General features: G+C 72.1%; 18 protein-coding genes and 1 pseudogene. 6 read left to right on the top strand and 13 right to left on the bottom strand.

From position 1 onward, the window contains the following. Positions 1–155 precede the first annotated feature (155 nt). From ACFC0D_RS28290 to ACFC0D_RS28280, 3 genes are all read right to left on the bottom strand, one after another. Positions 156–356 (bottom strand): hypothetical protein, encoded by a 201-nt coding sequence (locus tag ACFC0D_RS28290; protein ID WP_376441657.1) that lies wholly within the window; start codon positions 354–356, stop codon positions 156–158. 207 nt (positions 357–563) lie between these two features. Next, positions 564–1,871 (bottom strand): D-inositol-3-phosphate glycosyltransferase, encoded by a 1,308-nt coding sequence (gene mshA / locus ACFC0D_RS28285; RefSeq protein ID WP_376441654.1) that lies wholly within the window; start codon positions 1,869–1,871, stop codon positions 564–566. 129 nt (positions 1,872–2,000) lie between these two features. Next, positions 2,001–3,566 carry a class I tRNA ligase family protein gene (locus ACFC0D_RS28280; RefSeq protein ID WP_376441651.1) on the bottom strand — a complete coding sequence of 522 codons (1,566 nt, stop codon included), beginning with the start codon at positions 3,564–3,566 and terminating at the stop codon, positions 2,001–2,003. 167 nt (positions 3,567–3,733) lie between these two features. Between ACFC0D_RS28280 and ACFC0D_RS28275 the strand changes: the two are divergent. Continuing rightward, positions 3,734–5,389: pseudogene (locus tag ACFC0D_RS28275) on the top strand (IS200/IS605 family accessory protein TnpB-related protein). Positions 5,390–5,417: 28 nt separating this feature from the next. Here the strand turns inward: ACFC0D_RS28275 and ACFC0D_RS28270 are convergent. The 3 genes from ACFC0D_RS28270 to asnB form a co-directional block, all read right to left on the bottom strand. After that, positions 5,418–6,161, bottom strand: a complete 744-nt coding sequence (locus ACFC0D_RS28270) for an SDR family oxidoreductase (RefSeq protein WP_376441647.1) — start codon at positions 6,159–6,161, stop codon at positions 5,418–5,420. Positions 6,162–6,252: 91 nt separating this feature from the next. After that, on the bottom strand, positions 6,253–7,152 hold the full coding sequence (locus ACFC0D_RS28265) for a PrpF domain-containing protein (RefSeq protein WP_376441644.1): 900 nt from the start codon (positions 7,150–7,152) through the stop codon (positions 6,253–6,255). 109 nt (positions 7,153–7,261) lie between these two features. Further along, positions 7,262–9,088, bottom strand: a complete 1,827-nt coding sequence (gene asnB, locus ACFC0D_RS28260) for an asparagine synthase (glutamine-hydrolyzing) (RefSeq protein WP_376441641.1) — start codon at positions 9,086–9,088, stop codon at positions 7,262–7,264. Positions 9,089–9,229: 141 nt separating this feature from the next. Here asnB and ACFC0D_RS28255 point away from each other — a divergent pair, with 141 nt between their 5' ends. The 3 genes from ACFC0D_RS28255 to ACFC0D_RS28245 all read left to right on the top strand — a co-directional run bounded on the left by ACFC0D_RS28255 (position 9,230) and on the right by ACFC0D_RS28245 (position 10,949). Beyond that, positions 9,230–9,964, top strand: coding sequence for a PIG-L deacetylase family protein (locus tag ACFC0D_RS28255; RefSeq protein ID WP_376441639.1), 735 nt, complete (start codon positions 9,230–9,232; stop codon positions 9,962–9,964). Between the two features lie 76 nt (positions 9,965–10,040). Further along, positions 10,041–10,535 carry a hypothetical protein gene (locus tag ACFC0D_RS28250; RefSeq protein WP_376441637.1) on the top strand — a complete coding sequence of 165 codons (495 nt, stop codon included), beginning with the start codon at positions 10,041–10,043 and terminating at the stop codon, positions 10,533–10,535. 123 nt (positions 10,536–10,658) lie between these two features. After that, complete coding sequence (locus ACFC0D_RS28245) at positions 10,659–10,949, top strand: hypothetical protein (RefSeq protein ID WP_376441634.1); 291 nt, start codon at positions 10,659–10,661, stop codon at positions 10,947–10,949. A 21-nt stretch (positions 10,950–10,970) separates the two neighbouring features. On the opposite strand, the gene ACFC0D_RS28240 is transcribed toward ACFC0D_RS28245, so the two are convergent. Both ACFC0D_RS28240 and ACFC0D_RS28235 read right to left on the bottom strand, forming a co-directional pair. Further along, positions 10,971–11,492 (bottom strand): hypothetical protein, encoded by a 522-nt coding sequence (locus tag ACFC0D_RS28240; protein WP_376441631.1) that lies wholly within the window; start codon positions 11,490–11,492, stop codon positions 10,971–10,973. 80 nt (positions 11,493–11,572) lie between these two features. Next, entirely contained in the window at positions 11,573–12,106 is a 534-nt protein-coding gene (locus tag ACFC0D_RS28235) for a precorrin-3B C(17)-methyltransferase (protein ID WP_376441628.1), read from the bottom strand. Positions 12,107–12,229: 123 nt separating this feature from the next. Here ACFC0D_RS28235 and ACFC0D_RS28230 point away from each other — a divergent pair, with 123 nt between their 5' ends. Both ACFC0D_RS28230 and ACFC0D_RS28225 read left to right on the top strand, forming a co-directional pair. Beyond that, entirely contained in the window at positions 12,230–12,448 is a 219-nt protein-coding gene (locus ACFC0D_RS28230) for a type II toxin-antitoxin system VapB family antitoxin (protein WP_376441625.1), read from the top strand. Beyond that, complete coding sequence (locus tag ACFC0D_RS28225) at positions 12,445–12,858, top strand: PIN domain-containing protein (protein ID WP_376441622.1); 414 nt, start codon at positions 12,445–12,447, stop codon at positions 12,856–12,858. Before ACFC0D_RS28230 ends, ACFC0D_RS28225 begins: the two co-directional genes overlap by 4 nt. A gap of 72 nt (positions 12,859–12,930) precedes the next feature. On the opposite strand, the gene ACFC0D_RS28220 is transcribed toward ACFC0D_RS28225, so the two are convergent. The 5 genes from ACFC0D_RS28220 to ahcY form a co-directional block, all read right to left on the bottom strand. Beyond that, the gene (locus tag ACFC0D_RS28220) at positions 12,931–13,557 is read right to left on the bottom strand and encodes a LysE/ArgO family amino acid transporter (protein ID WP_376441619.1); all 627 of its coding nucleotides are present in this window, start codon (positions 13,555–13,557) and stop codon (positions 12,931–12,933) included. Continuing rightward, entirely contained in the window at positions 13,554–13,841 is a 288-nt protein-coding gene (locus tag ACFC0D_RS28215; protein ID WP_376441617.1) for a DUF2087 domain-containing protein, read from the bottom strand. Before ACFC0D_RS28215 ends, ACFC0D_RS28220 begins: the two co-directional genes overlap by 4 nt. An 80-nt stretch (positions 13,842–13,921) precedes the next feature. Further along, positions 13,922–14,200, bottom strand: coding sequence for a hypothetical protein (locus ACFC0D_RS28210; protein ID WP_376441614.1), 279 nt, complete (start codon positions 14,198–14,200; stop codon positions 13,922–13,924). Positions 14,201–14,488: 288 nt separating this feature from the next. After that, entirely contained in the window at positions 14,489–15,166 is a 678-nt protein-coding gene (locus ACFC0D_RS28205) for a maleylpyruvate isomerase family mycothiol-dependent enzyme (protein ID WP_376441611.1), read from the bottom strand. Then, positions 15,166–16,566 carry an adenosylhomocysteinase gene (gene ahcY / locus ACFC0D_RS28200; protein WP_376441609.1) on the bottom strand — a complete coding sequence of 467 codons (1,401 nt, stop codon included), beginning with the start codon at positions 16,564–16,566 and terminating at the stop codon, positions 15,166–15,168. Before ahcY ends, ACFC0D_RS28205 begins: the two co-directional genes overlap by 1 nt. Between the last annotated feature and the right edge of the window lie 27 nt (positions 16,567–16,593).

Genomic DNA, 16,593 nt, shown 5'->3' with positions numbered 1-16,593 from the left:
GGTACGCCTCGGCTGGATCCACTTAATCGAAACTCCGCTCCCGGTGTGGACGGGTACCGCATATCCCCCGGGTTCGCCGTTACGGCGACCGCGGGGCTTTCCCTATTCCAGCTGATTACCGCTGACTCCCCAGCTGAATTCAGCGTGATGTCACATCAGTTGGTGGGCGCGACCGGGGACGGGCTCGGCGCCTTCGGCCAGTCGTTCTCCGCACCGGCCTGCTGCGAGGTCGAGGCCGAGGTGGCGCCGGGGGCGGCAGCCAGCGCGGCGCCACCCGCGACGGCCGCACACGCCACCATCGCGACGACGAACTGGCGGACGGTCCTGCGGACGGCCGGGATACGCACAGCAGACATGATTCCTCCAGGAGTTGGAATGGGAATTCCGACTTCGGGGGCCCGTGCCGCCGGGCGCTCCCTGAAGACATCTCCATATTGGCCCGCCCCGGGATACGGATCCAGAGTTTCTCCATGCGTGGATCCGCCATGGCGTGGATGCGTCATTCCGCCAATCCGGTTACAGAGCCACGGAATTGACGGATCCGGAGCGTTGCATATCTTTGGTCAGACCAAAAGAGATGCTAGGCTGGTCCTGCGGCCTTCTCGTTCCTCCAGGAGAGGGAGGCCGCCGGGGCAGGGGCGTGCCGCCGCTCCTGCCCCACTCATCGCGGTCTCGTACACCCCGATCGTCCGGGCGGCGGATCCACGCCAGCTCATCCCCCGGGCATGACGGACCGCCGCCTCCCCCATCGACTCCCGCGCCTTCGGATGCGTCGCGAGCCACAGCAGCCGACGGGCGTACTCCACCGGGTCGTGTCCCCGGACGAGCAGCCCCGTCACCCCGTCCCACACCGCCGTCGGCAGCCCGCCCACCGCGGCCGCGAGCACCGGCGTCCCACAGGCCTGCGCCTCCAGGGCCACCAGACCGAAGGACTCGCTGCGCGACGGCACCACGAGAACATCCGCCGCCCGGTACCAGTCCGCAAGGCGTGACTGCGGTACGGGAGGGCAGGGCCGCAGCACATCGGTGACCCCCAGCTCGCGCGCCAGCTGCCACACCGAGCCCTCCCTGCTCGCCCCGGAATGACCTCCGACGACCGGGACGAGCAGCCGGCGACGCAGATCGGGCGCCATCAGCAGCAGCTCCGCCACCGCCCGAACGAGCACATCGGGACCCTTGAGGGGCTGGATGCGGCCCGCGTACAGGGGGATGAAGGCATCGGCCGGCAGCCCGAGCCGGGCCCTGGCGGCCGCGCGCCCCGCGCCCGGGCGGAACGTCCGCAGATCGACCCCCGGCCGCACCACCTCGGTGCGCGGCGCCGAAGCCCCGTACAGCGCGCCCAGCGCCTCGGCCTCGTCGACCGTGTTGGCGATCAACCGGTCGGCGGAGTCGATCACCTGGTGCTCGCCGCGGATCCGGAGCTCGGGCTCGGGGGTGTCGCCCTCCGCGAGGGCCGCGTTCTTCACCCGGGCCAGCGTGTGCGCGGTGTGGACCAGCGGTATCCGCCAGCCCGCGGAGGCGATCCGGCCGGCCTGCCCGGAGAGCCAGTAGTGGGAGTGGATCAGGTCGTAGCGCCGGTCCTCCTTGAGCAGGGCCAGGGAGAACGGCACGACAAGACCCGGCAGAGCTTCTTTGGGGAGCGCCCGGCACGGGCCCGCGTGCAGATGACGGACCCGCACGCCCGGCGCGAGATCGACGAGCGGGGAGTGGTCCTCGCCCCGGCAACGGGTGAACAGATCGACCTCGGCGCCCTGTTCGGCGAGGGCCCGGGAGAGTTCGACCATGTAGACGTTCATCCCACCGGCGTCCCCGGTTCCTGGCTGGTGGAGCGGGGAGGTGTGGACGCTGAGCATGGCGACGCGCAGAGACACGTGGGGCTCCTGTGAGGGCGGGCCACGTGTCCCTGCGTTGCGTCGCGCACGACCACGCGGCGGTGGGGGTGGATCGGCTGGGGATGGGGGTGGTCGGACGGGGTCGGGGGCTGGGGGCTGGGGGCTGGATCAGAATCCGAAGACGGGGCCGGACGGCGGGGCGAGCCTGGTGCCCGGCAGGGGCCCGGTCAGGGCCGAGACGTCGATCGCCCGGCCGGGCTCGACCTTCAGCGCGGCCGCCAGCCGGTCGGCGCCCTCCGGCATCACCGGACGGGCCCAGGCGGACAGCGCCGACGCGACCGCCAACTGGGTGGCGAGAGCGGGCAGATGACGGCATGCCGTGGTGGGCCGGCAGCGCTCGTGCGCGTTGACATGGCCGAAGTCGGCCACCGAGCGGACCACCTCGTCGAGAACGGCCACCGCCCGCCGCGGGTCGAAGGCATCGGGGCCGTACGCCTCGCGCAGGTCCTCGACGGCCCGGTACAGCCGGCGGTCCAGGATCTCCCAGCCGGTGCCGCCGGGCAGCGCCTCCGGGGCGAGCCCCGCGCACTCCTCGCGTACGGAGGTGAAGAGCCGCGCGAGCCAGCTGTTCCAGTTCTCGTCCAGCTCTCGGCGGGCCGCGGCGAGCCGGTCACGGTGGAAGACCGTGCGGCGGCCCAGCGGGCGGGCCTGGAGGACATGGCGGCGCAGGGTGTCGGAGCCGAACTCGGTGAGCAGGTCGAGCGCCCAGACGTTGCCCTCCTGGACGCCCTCCTCGATCACGTACGACTCGTTGACGCAGAAGTCCTGCGGCAGCTTGATGCCCTGGGCCAGGAGCATCACCGGCAGCAGCACGGCATGGCAGAAGGCGTGCCCGAATCCGCAGAAGTGGATGGCGCGGCTCGGCAGCGGGCCCTTGGTGTCGTAGCCGAACAGATGCATCGCGGCGGCCTCGAAGCAGCCGTCGACGCGATGGTCGGGGAAGCCCTCGACCGGCACCTGGAGCCCCCACTCGGCCGGGTGGCCGACGGCGATGTCCGGCAGCCCGTCCTCCACCAGGGACTCGCACAGCGCGGCGAGCCGGGGCGGGAGGCCGGCGGTGGCCCAGTAGTCGGCGAGGGTCTCGCGGAAGGGTTCGAGGGGGATGTAGAGGCGGCGGCAGCGGCGGGACAGCGCGGCGGTGTCGCAGAGCGAGCACCGAGGCGCGATCAGGTCGCCGCCGTCGTTGGGCCGGGCGCACTCGTGGCACATCCCGCCGCCGCTGACCGCGCCGCAGTGCGGGCAGGTGCCGGTGACGTGCGCGCCGTACAGCCAGCGCTCGCACGGCTCGCAGTACGGCAGGAGGCGGGTGCGCGGCGCGATGACGCCCTGCGCGTACAGGCTGTTGAAGAGGTCCTGCACCCAGCGGCCGTAGCCGCGGTCGCGGCGCGGCCGGACGATGTGGTCGAACTCGACGCCCGAGCGCAGCCAGTCGGCGGTGATCGCGGCACGGTAGCCCTCGGCGACCTCCTCGGGCTTGCGGTGGTGGCGCAGCGCCCGGACCTCGACGGAGCTGGCGTGGTCGGCGGTGCCGGTGGTGAACCGTACGGGCTCGCCCTCGGCGCGCAGGTACCGGGACAGGACGTCGGCGGCGACGTACGGCCCCGCGAGATGGCCGATGTGCAGTTCGCCATGGGTGGCCGGAGGGGTCGCGGTGATCCAGACAGGGGTGGTCAACGACTGACTCCTTTCTGCGTACTACTGCGTTCGGGTGCGTGGGTGTGAGCGCGCGTTTCGGTGGGGCGGTTGAGTGTTCGGGGTGGGAACGGGTGACCTTTTCGGGTGCGGTTCGTTGACCAGTCCGGGATGAGGGGACTCTGGGCCTGGAGTGGGGGGTGGTTGCGGTGCGCCGGGATGGAGAGAGGGCGGTTTCGGGTCTGCGGGTGCCCGCTGCGTCCTTCGTTGCCTCCGGTCCTACGGGTGCCGCCGTGCGCGACCGCTTGAAGCACCTCACGGTCGAAGACGAGAAGGTACTGCGGCTGCTGGGCGCGCACATGGGCGCGCTGGCCTCGCTGGATCTCAGAATGCGCTGCACCGACGGTCTGGAGCACTGCGCCGAGTCGTGGGCGGGGCGGAAGCGAGCACTGACGGGCGTGTCGTCGTCGCGGTGGGCGGGGACGGTGACAAAGGCGTCGCATGACCAGTGGGCGTTGGCCCGTCGCTGCCTGGCCGCGCACATTCAAACTCTTGAGGCCGGGACCCGGACGCTCCGGCACCGACTGTCCCTGCTGGTTGGTGAGCGCGGTTCGAAGAAGGCTCCGGGTGGCTACCGCTCGCGGCGGGAGTGGCATGCGAAGTCCCGGCGTCTGGCCGTGCTGGAGGCCCGGCATGAGGCTGCGGTCGCCGACTGGCGGGCTGGCCGGGTTCGGGTAGTCCGGGGCGGCAGGCGTCTGCTGAACACCCGGCACAACCTTGGCCACGCCGGGCTCACCGAGGCCGAGTGGCGGGAGCGGTGGGAGGCCGAACGCTGGTTCCTCTCCGCGGACGGGGAGTCGGGGAAGCGGTACGGCAACGAGACCATCCGCATCACCCCCGCCGGCGAGGTGTCCATCAAGCTCCCCGTGCCCTTGGCCGGGCTGGCGAACGCACCACATGGCCGATACGTCCTCGCAGCACGGGTGCGGTTCACCCACCGGGGAACTGAGTGGGCTGATCGCGTCGAGGCGAACCGGTCCGTGGCCTATCGCATCCAATACGACGCGGCGCGCGGACGCTGGTACCTGACAGCCTCGTGGCAGATCTCGGCGGCACCCACGGTTCCGCTGGAGGTTGCGCTCGCGCACGGTGTGATCGGTGTCGACACCAACGCTGACCACCTCGCCGCCTGGCGCCTCGACGCCCACGGCAACCCCATCGGCAACCCGCGCCGCTTCCTCTACGATCTGTCCGGCACCGCCCAGCACCGTGACGCCCAGGTCCGTCACGCCCTCACCCGGCTCCTGAACTGGGCGAAGGCCTGCGGCGTGAAGGCGATCGCGGTCGAGGATCTGGACTTCCGGGCGGAGAAGACCCGTGAGAAGCACGGCCGACGCAAACGGTTCCGGCAGCTGATCTCCGGTATGCCCACAGGCAAGCTCCGAGCCCGCCTCACCTCGATGGCCGACCAGACCGGCATCAGCATCATCGCCGTGGACCCCGCCTACACCAGCCGATGGGGCGCCCAGCACTGGCAGAAGCCCCTCAACAGCAAGACCCGTAAGACCACTCGTCACGACGCTGCCGCCGTGGCGATCGGAAGGCGCGCCCAAGGGCACCCGATCCGGCGACGGACGGCACCGCCCCACGACGACCGGAGTGATCGTCGTGGGCATCGGACCGTCCAGGCCCCATCGGGCACTCTTGGACGTGAGGAACCCCGCCCCCGCGTTCCCGGACCGCGCACAGGATGCGCGCCGCCCGGACGCGGAGCGAACGCGGGCGACCAGTGTGCCCAACACCGTTCGGGGCACGCGGCTGAGCATGGGTTCTGGCATCAGGACTCACTCCCGCTCAGTCTCTAGAAACGGTGCTCATGGGACCTCCTGAGCTTCAGCGAGGTTCGAAATGGAAAGAGCGGATGAAGCAGTCACGGGGCTGTTCGACGGCATAGACGATGCATTCGAAAAGGGCCTGGGTGGTCAGCTTCTCGTCCGGTGCCATTCCGTCCGGATTCGATCCGTCCCATTCCGCGAACCGCGGATCGGAGGTGGAGAAATCGGGTGGGAAGAGCGAGAAGACCCGGACACCGGACGGACGGAGGCGGCGCGAGAGAATGTCGGCGAAGCCCGCCTGCGCGCTCTTCGCCGCCCAGAACGCCTCATGGGCCGCGCCGGCCGCCGCGGAGGCGCCCTCGGCGTCCCGCACGGCCACCATGTTGACGATGTCGGGCCGCAGCGAGCCGCGCAGCAGCGGCAGGAAGTGCTTGACCATCAGGACGGTGCCGCCGGCCGTCGACTCGATCGTCTCCACGATCTGGTCGTCGCTGGCCGCCTCCAGGTCCATGCCGTCGAGCCAGCGGGCGCCGTTGTTCACCAGCAGGTCGACCCGGTCGGTGCGTTCGCCGACCCGCGCCGCGAACTCGCGGATCTCGGCGGGCCTGCTGAGGTCGCAGCCGAACGCGTGGATACGGTCGCGGGCGGAGCCCATGACCTCGGTGCGGGTCCGCTCGGCGGCCTCGACGGTGCGGGCCGAGACATAGACCTCGGCACCGAGATGCGCGAATCCGACGGCGAGCGCGCGGCCGAAATAGCGGGACGCTCCGGTCACGACGACACGCAGGTTCTCGAATTTCATGCTCGTCCGCTCTCCCCATGGATACCGGTTGCCGGTCGAATTCAGCGTGGCAGAGGAATCGGCGCCGGAGCGTGGTGAGAGGGGTGCGCGTTCACGCCGTTGCGTGGATACGCCATGGCAGTTCGACCCTGTCGAGCACGGTCGCGCGCTTGCGGTGGACGGCGACGGAGTGGTCGTCGGCGGAGACGGCCACCGGCCCGCCGGGGGTGTGCACGGGCCCGTCCAGGGCCGGTACGACGGTACCGGGGAGCGCGGCCGCGGCGGCGAGCGCGGCGGCGCCGGTGAGCGCGAGCCGGGGGTGCCAGCCGCCGACGGTGAGGGCGCGGACGGCGAGCCCGCCGGGCCCGGCGGTGAAGGCGGCGATCTTGGGCAGGGCGGAGTGCGGTGCGTGGCCGAGCACCCGGGCGGCGTGGGCGCGCAGCGCGAGGAGCCGCCGGAGGGTGGCGTCTTCGGCTCTGAACAGCCTTTCGGTGGTACGGATCCCGAGGTGTTCGGCGTCGACGAACGCATACGGATTGCCGTACCGGACGAGGGAGACGGGCAGCCCGCCGAGGACGTCGACGGGGCGGCCGGTGGGGAGGGTCCCGGGGGTGTCGGGCGGCCGGAGGAAGCGGAGGGAGTGCGCGCCGGAGGCCGTTTCGGGGGTGCAGCGCACGAGGTCGCCCGTCGTGACGGCATGGACGGTGACCGGTCCCCGGCGGCCGGACGCCACGACACAGGCGAGCAGGGAGTGGCCGCAGCCGGTGCGGAAGTCGAAGCCGCCGTCGGGGAGGGCCTGGACGAAGCGGTAGTCGAGGTCACGGCCTGGGCGGGTGGAGGAGCCGTACAGCGCGATCTTGTTCAGCCGGGCGTACGGCGTCCCGGCGAGGGCTCGGCGCAGCGTGCCGAGTTCGTCGCGCAACGCCAGTGCGCCGTCGGGCAGTTGGCCGAGCTCCACGACGAGCGTGGGCCCGGGCGCGTCCTCCGCCCGCACGACGGTGGCGGCCACCACGGGCGGCGCGGCGCCACGGGACGCGGCGCCCGGATTCCGGCGTGGCGCACCGGGCTCCGGGGAGCCGCTCAGGCCTCCCCGGGGCGGCCCGGCAGCACCCGCACCGGCCTCATGCCGCACAACCCACCGGGATCCTCATGCCCTGCACCACGTCCGACCACAGCTCGTGCACGGCAAGCCCCCACAGGGCCAACGCGTCGTGCTGCGAGGGCCGTTCGAGCTGCCGGGCGAGGAGCTTCTGGACGCGGTCGGCACGGACCTTGCCACCCAGGACCAGGCGGGCCGGGGAGAGGAGTTCGCGGACCGTGTCGAGCAGCGGGCCGCCCGGGGTCAGCATGGCCGCGATCGGCAGCGTGAAGGGCTGCTTGGGCCGGTTGAGGACCGCCGGCGGCAGCAGGTCGGCCCCGGCCTCGTACAGCGCCCGCTTCCCCCGCAGCGCCGCCGGCGCCAGCGAGCGGGCGTGCGCGACCACCGACGGCTGACAGAACGGCATCCGCGCCTCGACCGCCCAGGCCATCGACAGATGGTCCACGCGTCGCAGGTGGTACGCGGGCAGCCGCCAGCGCGTCTCGAACCCCGTCATCGCCACCATCCGGTCCGCGCCGGCCGCCTCCGCCGAGCGCAGCTCCTGTTCGATCCGGTCGGCGGCCGAACCCTGGTCGGCGATGAACGCCCGGTAGGACGGCGTGTAGAGGTGCTCGCGCAGCAGCCGCGGCGCCGCCGACAGCGCGTCCGCGTACGCCCCCGCCCAGTCCGCGCCGTCCGGCCCCGCCGGGGCGTCCAGGGCGGCGCGCATCCGGTCGTACCCGCCGAAGAGTTCGTCCGCGCCGTCCCCGGCGAGGGCCACGGTGAAGCCGGCCTCCCGTACCGCACGGAACAGCGCGTAGGTGGAGAGCGCGATGGGGTCGGCGTTGGGCTGGCCGAGGTGACGGACGGTGCGGGTGAGGAGCGAGGGGAGCTCGTCGGGGTCGAGCGCGACCTCGTGGTGTGTGGTCCTGGCGCGCCGGGCGACCGAACGGGCGTACGCGGATTCGGAGTCGGGCCACTTGCCCCGGTAGGTGAGGTGGAAGGTGTGCAGCGGCGGCGCGTCGGCCTCGCGGGCGTGCTCGGCGGCGAGCGCGGTGACGAGCCCGGAGTCGAGGCCGCCGCTCGTGATCGCGCAGACGGGCACCTCGGCGCGGGCGAGCCGGCGCACCTCGCTGCGCAGTACGTCCTGCGTGTCCCCCACCGGTGCGGCCGGGTGCGGGGTGCGGCGCCGTACGTACGGCCGGAATCCCGGCCGTACGACGGCGGTGGCGCCGGGCGGGAGCACCTCGATGCCGTCGAGGGCGGTGTGGGCGGAGAACGACGTGCGGGTGGCGAGGACGGTGTCGAGGGAGTCCTCGCGCGGGGCGATCCGTACGCCCTCGAACGCGAGCAGCGCGGGGATCTCGGAGGCGAAGCGGGTGGATCCGTCGGCGGGATCGTGGTGCCAGTGGACGGGCTTCATGCCCATGTCGTCGACGGCGAGGACGAGTTGAGTACACCCGGGCCTGAGGTCGAGGACCGCGACGGCGAACATGCCGTCGAGGTGGTCGGCGAACGCGGGGCCGTACTCCGCGTACAGCGCGGGCAGCACGGTGCCGTCGCAGCGGTCGGGGAAGCGGTGTCCGCGGGCGGCGAGGTGCCGGCGCAGAGAGGCGTGGTTGTAGATCTCGCCGTTGAGGACGGCCAGGATCCCGGGCAGGTGCGGCAGCCGGTAGGGCTGCTGCCCGCCGCAGGGGTCGGTGACGGCGAGGCGATCGCATCCCAGCGACCAGCCGGGCCCGCTCAGCACCTGGTGCTCGTCGGGGCCGCCGTGCCGCTGACGGGCCGAGACCGCCGAGAGCTCGGCCGGCTCGGGGCGGGCCGCGCGGGCCGCCGCCCCGGCGGCGAAGGAGCCGAGGATCCTGCACATACCGGTCACCCTCCAAGCACGTCACCCGTGACTACCAATAATTTGAATCTACCAAGTTTTTGAATGGCGCGTAAGTGCCATGTCCGGTTCACGCCACGGCTTGGCCTTGCGACGCCCCCGCCACCCCAACAGGCTGACCTCATGGAGGACTTCGACCACACCGATCGCACCGCCCCCGCGTCCCTGCTCGTGGTGGCCGCACACCCGGACGACATCGAGTTCTGCGTCAGCGGCACGGTCATGCAGTGGATCGAGCGCGGCACCCGGGTCACGTACTGCATCGTCACGGACGGCGGCGCCGGCGGCTACGACGAACAGCTCCCGCGCCAGGCGATGGCGGACCTGCGCCGCGCCGAACAGGTCCACTCCGCCAAGCTGAGCGGTGTCGCCGACGTCCGCTTCCTCGGCTACCCCGACAGCTTCGTGGAACCGAGCGTGGAACTCCGCCGCGACCTGTGCCGGGTCATCCGCGAGGTGCGCCCGCAGCGGGCGATCATCCCCTCCCCCGAGATCAACTGGGCGCGCGTGGCCGACCTCCACCCCGACCACCGCGCGGTCGGCGACGCCTGCCTCCGCGCGATCTACCCGGAAGCCCGCAACCCCTTCGCGCACGCGTCCCTCCTGAAGGAGGAGGGCCTGGAGCCGTGGATCGTCCACGAGCTGTGGCTGATGACCGGCCCGACGCCCAATCAGTACGTCGACGTCACCCCGGTCTTCGACCGCAAGGTCGAGGCCCTGCGCATCCACACCTCCCAGACGGCCCACTTCGACGACCTGGCGGGCCTGCTGCGGGACTGGCTGAGCGAACACGCGACGGCCGGCGGACTGCCGGCGGGCCGGATGGCGGAGGCGTTCCAGATCGTGCACATCGACTGAGCCCGCCCTCCGGCGAATGCTCTACCTTGACGTGAGGCGTACCCGCCGAGGTACGCGACGACAGGCTGGGGGGCATGTGAACGTCGCACAGGTGGTCCGTCGAGGCGTTCGGCTCGGGGTGCGCATCGCCGTGGGGCCCGCGGGCTTCTTCGGGGTGTTGTGGCTCGTGCACGCCATCGCGTGGCTCTTCACCGGGATGCGCGGGGACGCCCTCATGGGCATCCTGCGCGGCGTCGTGGCGGTCGGCGGGACGATGGCGGTCGGTGTGCTGCTCGGTGCGGCGACCGGCGGCGCGCTCGCCCTGGCGCCCGACCGGCTCACCGCTCGGGCCCCGCTGCGGGGGCTGCTCGCCGGAGCCGTCGCGAGCGCGCTGTTCCTGCCCGAGGCGGTCGTCGTGGCGTTCGCCACCGACCTCGGCTACCTGCCGACCCTGCTCACCCTCCTCGCCACACCGATCGTCGGCGCCGTGGCCGCGGCGCACAGCGGCGACCTCGTGGGCCGGACCCGACATCACCCCTGGCTGTGGGACCGGGCGTACCGACGGGTGGACTCGCCGGCTGCTTCCACGTGACCGGCGTCCTGCCGCCGTCGGCACCCTCTCGTCGGCCGGAGGCGGGCGTCACGCGTGACCGTGGGGGCGAGGGGCGACGTCGGTCCGGTCGTGACGCCCCGGCCGCGAACCTACGATGGAGGCATGTCGACGCTCTCCCTCTGGTCGCGTGACTCCGTGCTGTCGATCGGCTCGGTGGGGTCCTGTCTGTCGATCGGCTCGGTCGGCTCGGTCCTCTCCGTCGGGTCCGTCGGCTCGGCCGCCTCCGTCGCCTCGATCGGGTCCTGGCTGAGTACGGGCTCCCTGCTGTCGGCGCAGTCCTGCTGGTCGGTCATGTCCTGGCGCTCCCGCTGCGGGGTGATGGCCGCCGGAACGGGCATGGCGGTCACCGCGGTCGCGCTGATGGCGGCCGCTCGTACGCGCGGGGGCCGCTGACCCCTGCGCGGTCCTCCGGCCTCAGCGGCAGGCCGTCACGGGCGTCACGCCGAGAACACCCGTGAGCGGCACGTCCACGGACCGCCCCTCCGCGCTCAGCCGCACCGCACCTTCGGTACCCGGCAGCAGCGACCCGCACCAGGTGCCCGACGAGGTCGCGACCTCCACGAGTGCGGCGGAATCCGCCGACTCGGGCTCCGGCCACCAGGCGACCGTGGCGGCGGCCGCCGTCAGGGCCACGGCGGCGAAGGTGAGCCCGATCCCCGTCCGTAGCCGCCGCGCCTCCCCCGCGGCACCGCCCGCCCCGGGCCCACCGAAGAGCGGCCATGCCGTCCGCGCCACCAGATACGTCGACAGACAGGCGACGGCCAGGGCGAGCAGCACGAGCACACCCGCGACCGCCTCCACGACCCTCGGGGCGGCCGTACCGTTCCCGCTCTTGAGCGCACCGCACAGCCCCACGAACCCCAGCACCGGCAACTGCAGCGACATCCATCCACGCGCCGACGCCTGAAGCCCACCGCCCGAGTCGTCACCGTTCATGCCGCCAGCATGGGGGACGTGACATGCGGTTCCGCCGCTGGCACGCCGAAGCCGGTGCGGGCCGGTGAGGTGAGAGGTGGTCAGTGGCCGCCCAGGCCCGGGATGCACGTGCCGTCCATCGTGCGGCCGGCGACCTCGGCGGTGGCGCCGCTCTCGCCGATATGGCCGTTGACGCACACCTTCCCGTGCCCGCCGCCGACCAGGACGTCCTTCAGGACCTTGTCGAACTCGCCCCGTACCTCGACCTCGTTCTCCCGAACGCCGATCACGGAGGCGACAGCGGCCTGCAACTCGTCCTCCGTGGCGCGCTTCCCCGCGAACTTCCGCAGCTCGGCGGCGAGCGCCTCCGCCGCCCCCTCCGCGCCCGCGCGCTGCTCCGCGGTGAGCTCCGTCTCGCGCCGATACCCGTGGTTCTCGGCGTACTTGTCGGCCGGGTCCTCCGGGTCGTACGCGTTGCACGGTCCCGGATCCGCGGGCCGCGCGTCCTCCGGAGCAGGACAGGACGCCTGACTCGTGGGCGCCCCGGCCGCCCGAGGATCGTCGGCGGGGTCGGCGCAGCCGCCGGCGGCCAGGACGAGGAGGAGCAGAGCGGCGGCGGGGCGGCGGAATCGCATGCCGCCATCCTGGGCGCCCGGCGAACCGGCCGCGGTCCGCGGCCGGGAGATGTGACCGACCCGTAGCCTCACAGCGATATATACTGACGGAGGCCGTATATACATCTGTCGCGTGGAGACTCCATGTCCAAGACGCTGGTCGACATCGACGACGACATGCTGGCCTTCGCCCAGCAGCAGCTCGGAACCAAGACGAAGCGCGACACCATCAATCGCGCGCTGACGATAGCGGCGGCCATCAGCGCCGACGACCGGGCGAGGGCACTGCGCTGGCTCCGGGACAACGCCCAGGACTTCCTGGACTTCGACGTCCTCGAAGAGCGGGAGCGCAACGGGCTGTGAACTACCTCGCCGACACTTCGGCGGTCTGGCGCATCCTCCGGCGCCAGATCGGCGAACCGTGGCCCGGACACGTAGCGCGCGGACAAGTGGCCATCTGCCCCCCGGTGGAAGCCGAGCTCATGCCCGGCCTGCGCGCCGATCGGGACCATGAGCCCTTCTTCACCATGCTGAACCAAACCTTCGGCTGGGTGCCCGCGCTCGAAGACCCCTGGCCGCGAATCATCGCTGTCCAGCGGGAGTTGCTGAGGACCGGCCACCACCGGGGACCGTCACCCACGGACATCCTCATCGCGCTCACCGCCGAGCAGCATCGCCTCACGCTGATCCACGTGGACGACGACTTCGCCGCGATCGCCGAGGTCCGGCCGGAGATCTCCATGCTCCGGCTCCGGCCCGCCGAGCCCCGCTAGTGGACCCTCGGCGGGCGGACCGACCTGTCGGCGCTCGCGGCGGCGATGGTCTTGCCGCCGCGGCAGAGCCGATCAGCTCACGAGGTGGACCGCCAGTCCGGCGATGAGCCCGCTCGAGACGAGCGCCGTCGCGAGCCGCCCCCTCGGGCCCGTCAGGCCGCGGCCCAGCAGTGCCCCGCCCGTGGCCAGGAAGAGCTGCCAGCTGGCGGAGGCGACCAGGGCCGCGAGCACGAAGGCCGTACGGTCCAGGGGGGTGGCCGGACCCGAGGGGCCCGTCGCCAGGATCAGGGCCACGAAGTAGATCACGGTCATGGGGTTCAGGATCGTGATGCCCAGGAACGTGAGGAAGGCGCGCGACGGGGTGAGGGGGCTGTCGCGGTCGTCCCGGCTCGCGAGGTCCCGCGTGCGGTAGGCGCGGAGGGCCGTCCACGCGGAACGGGCGGCGAGGCCCACGAGGACCACCGCCGAGACCCAGCGCAGCGGGGCCATGACCGGAGCGAGAAGCGGCACGAGCGCCGAGCCGCCGAGGACCGCGATCAGGGCGTACACCCCGTCCGCCGCGGCGACGCCGAGGGCCGCACCCGCTCCCGTACGCCAGTTCGTGCGCGCCGTGACCGCCACCAGGTAGGCGCCGACGGCGCCGACCGGGATCGCGATTCCGTAGCCGGCGAGCAGGCCGGCCACCACCGCGGCGGTCACGCGACGGACAGGGTCGCGCCTCCGGGGGAGCCGGGCTGCTGCTGTCGGCGGTAGACCGCGCCGTCCTTCGTACGGGTCAGGTGGCCGCCGACGACGAGGTAACGGCGCAGGGCCGGGAAGTCCTCGTGGACGGTCAGCAGCGCCTCGTTGACCTCGCGCTCGGTGTACGAGCGGGCGGGGTCGAAGAGGGAATCGGCGAGGTGCGCGAGGAGCGCCTCGCGGCGGGCGGGCCGGCGCGGGATCACCTTCAGGCGTCCGTCGGCGGCGAACAAATCTGCGGTCATACGGTGCAGCCTGGCCGCCGGGGCGCCAGGCTGCAAAGGGTTTTCGGGAGACCCGTCCGCGAGGGTTTCCCGGCCGGCCGCTACTTGAGCACGACGTTCACCGCCGGTTCGATCCTCGGCACGATCGGCGGCATACCTTCCTCCTGGAAGATCGGCATCGCCTTGTCCACGAAAGCCTGGAACGCCTCCGCCGACTCGAAGAAGTCGACCACTCGCCAGCCGCCCGAGCCGTCGGGGCCCGCCGCGTGGGCGAGAAAGCCCTCGGGCGGCCACCACGGCGCGTTGGTGACCCTCTGTGTGGTGCGCTCGTAGAGCTCCTGCGTACCGCCGGGGATCTCCACAGTGACGATGACGGCCATGATGCTGCTCCCGTGCGTGGGGATGGGGTCCCGACCAGCACACCACCCGTCCTCCGCCTCCCGCACGGCGAGGAGGACCGAACGAGCGCCCCGCACACGACGACGCCCCACGCCACCTGCTCCGCGAGGTCGCGCCCCGGCCACTCGTACCCACGCCGACCGGCACCGGGCCGCAGCTGGCGGCGCGGCCGGCCGGGACACGGGAGTGCACGGGCGCACACGACCAGGCAACGCTGTTCCGGCCTGTCGCGGACGAGTCGATGTGCGCCGCGTGCGACAGCCACGCGCTCAGCGGTAGATCAGGAGTTCCTGTTCCGTCGCGCCCGTCAGGGCGTAGCGCGTGCGGACCAGCGGGCGGCCCGCGTAGATACGGATCAAGGTGGACGCCTCGCCGTGGAACCGGGCCGCGGGACGGCCTGCGATCCTGTTGCCGAGGGAGACGGGCTCGGGGCGGCCCGGCAGGATTCCGACGAGCGCCGGTGTCTCACGTCTGCGGCTCGTGACCGACAGGAGCGGGAGCGCGAGCTCCAGTCCGGCGCCGCCGTACGCGCCGGGGGCGCCGAAGGCCTCCCGTACGTCTCCGGCGTGGACCCACTCCCCCAGCGCCACCGCGTCCAGCGTGCCGTCGGTCTCCGCGATCACCGGCCCGGCCTCCGTGAAGCCGCGCTCCAGTTCGTCGAGGATCCGGCCGAGCGGCCAGGGCTCCCTCTCGGCGACGTCGGCCGCGTTGGCCTCCGGCAGGAAGACGCCCTCCTCGAGGCGGCCCTCGACGATCCTGACGAGGGCCGCCGCGCAGTGCGCGAGCACCTGCCGGGCCGTCCAGCCCGGGCAGGCGGTGCGCAGGTCGAACGACGCCTCCGGGGTGCGCCGCAGCAGTGGCATCAGCGCGTCCCGTTCCGTCCGCAGCAGCCGGTCCGGGAGCCATGGATCACGCACATCGGGGTCGCGCACGTCGGTCGTGCACATCAGTAGCGGTAGTGGTCCGGCTTGTACGGTCCCTCCACCGGGACCCCGATGTACGACGCCTGCTCCGGGCGCAGCTCGGTCAGCCGCACGCCCAGCGCGTCGAGGTGGAGCCGCGCGACCTTCTCGTCCAGGTGCTTCGGCAGGACGTACACATCCGTCGGGTACTCCTCCGGCTTGGTGAAGAGCTCGATCTGGGCCAGGGTCTGGTCCGCGAAGGAGTTCGACATCACGAACGACGGATGCCCGGTCGCGTTGCCCAGGTTGAGGAGCCGGCCCTCCGACAGCACGATCACGACCTTGCCGTCGGGGAAGGTCCAGGTGTGGACCTGCGGCTTGACCTCGTCCTTCACGATGCCGGGGATCCGGGCGAGCCCCGCCATGTCGATCTCGTTGTCGAAGTGGCCGATGTTCCCCACGATCGCCTGGTGCTTCATCCTGGCGATGTCGGACGCCATGATGATGTCCTTGTTGCCGGTCGTCGTGACGAAGATGTCCGCCGTCTCGACCACGTCGTCCAGGGTCGCGACCTGGTAGCCGTCCATCGCCGCCTGGAGCGCGCAGATCGGGTCGATCTCCGTGACGATCACCCGCGCGCCCTGCCCGCGCAACGACTCCGCCGAGCCCTTGCCCACATCGCCGTAGCCGCAGACCACGGCCGTCTTGCCGCCGATCAGCACGTCCGTCGCCCGGTTGATGCCGTCGACCAGGGAGTGCCGGCAGCCGTACTTGTTGTCGAACTTCGACTTCGTCACGGCGTCGTTCACGTTGATCGCCGGGAAGAGCAGCGCACCCTCGCGGTGCATCTCGTACAGGCGGTGGACACCGGTCGTGGTCTCCTCCGTCACCCCGCGGATCCCGGCCGCGAGCGCCGTCCAGTCGATCGACGTGCGCCGCAGCAGCTCGAGGACGACGCGCAGTTCGTCGTTGTCCGCCGTCGACGGGTCCGGGACCTCGCCCGCCTTCTGGTACTCCACGCCCTTGTGGACGAGGAGCGTGGCGTCACCGCCGTCGTCCAGGATCATGTTGGGACCGATCGCGCCGGGCCAGGTCAGGGCCTGCTCCGTGCACCACCAGTACTCCTCCAGGGTCTCGCCCTTCCAGGCGAAGACCGGGATCCCGGCGGCGGCGATCGCGGCGGCCGCGTGGTCCTGGGTCGAGTAGATGTTGCACGACACCCAGCGCACCTCGGCGCCGAGCGCGACGAGCGTCTCGATGAGGACGGCCGTCTGCACGGTCATGTGCAGGGAGCCGGTGATCCGGGCGCCGGCCAGCGGCCGGGCCTCCGCGTACTCCCGGCGGATCGCCATCAGGCCGGGCATCTCGTGCTCGGCCAGCGTGATCTCCTTGCGGCCGAAGTCGGCCAACGAGATGTCCGCGACCTTGTAGTCGTTGTCAGGCATGGTCAACGCTCCTCGCGTGTGGTGGGA

It is taken from the genome of Streptomyces sp. NPDC056222 (assembly GCF_042264065.1).
Lineage (GTDB): Bacteria > Actinomycetota > Actinomycetes > Streptomycetales > Streptomycetaceae > Streptomyces.
Note: the sequence above shows the minus strand (reverse complement) of the source record. Positions and strands in the feature narration are given on the sequence as shown.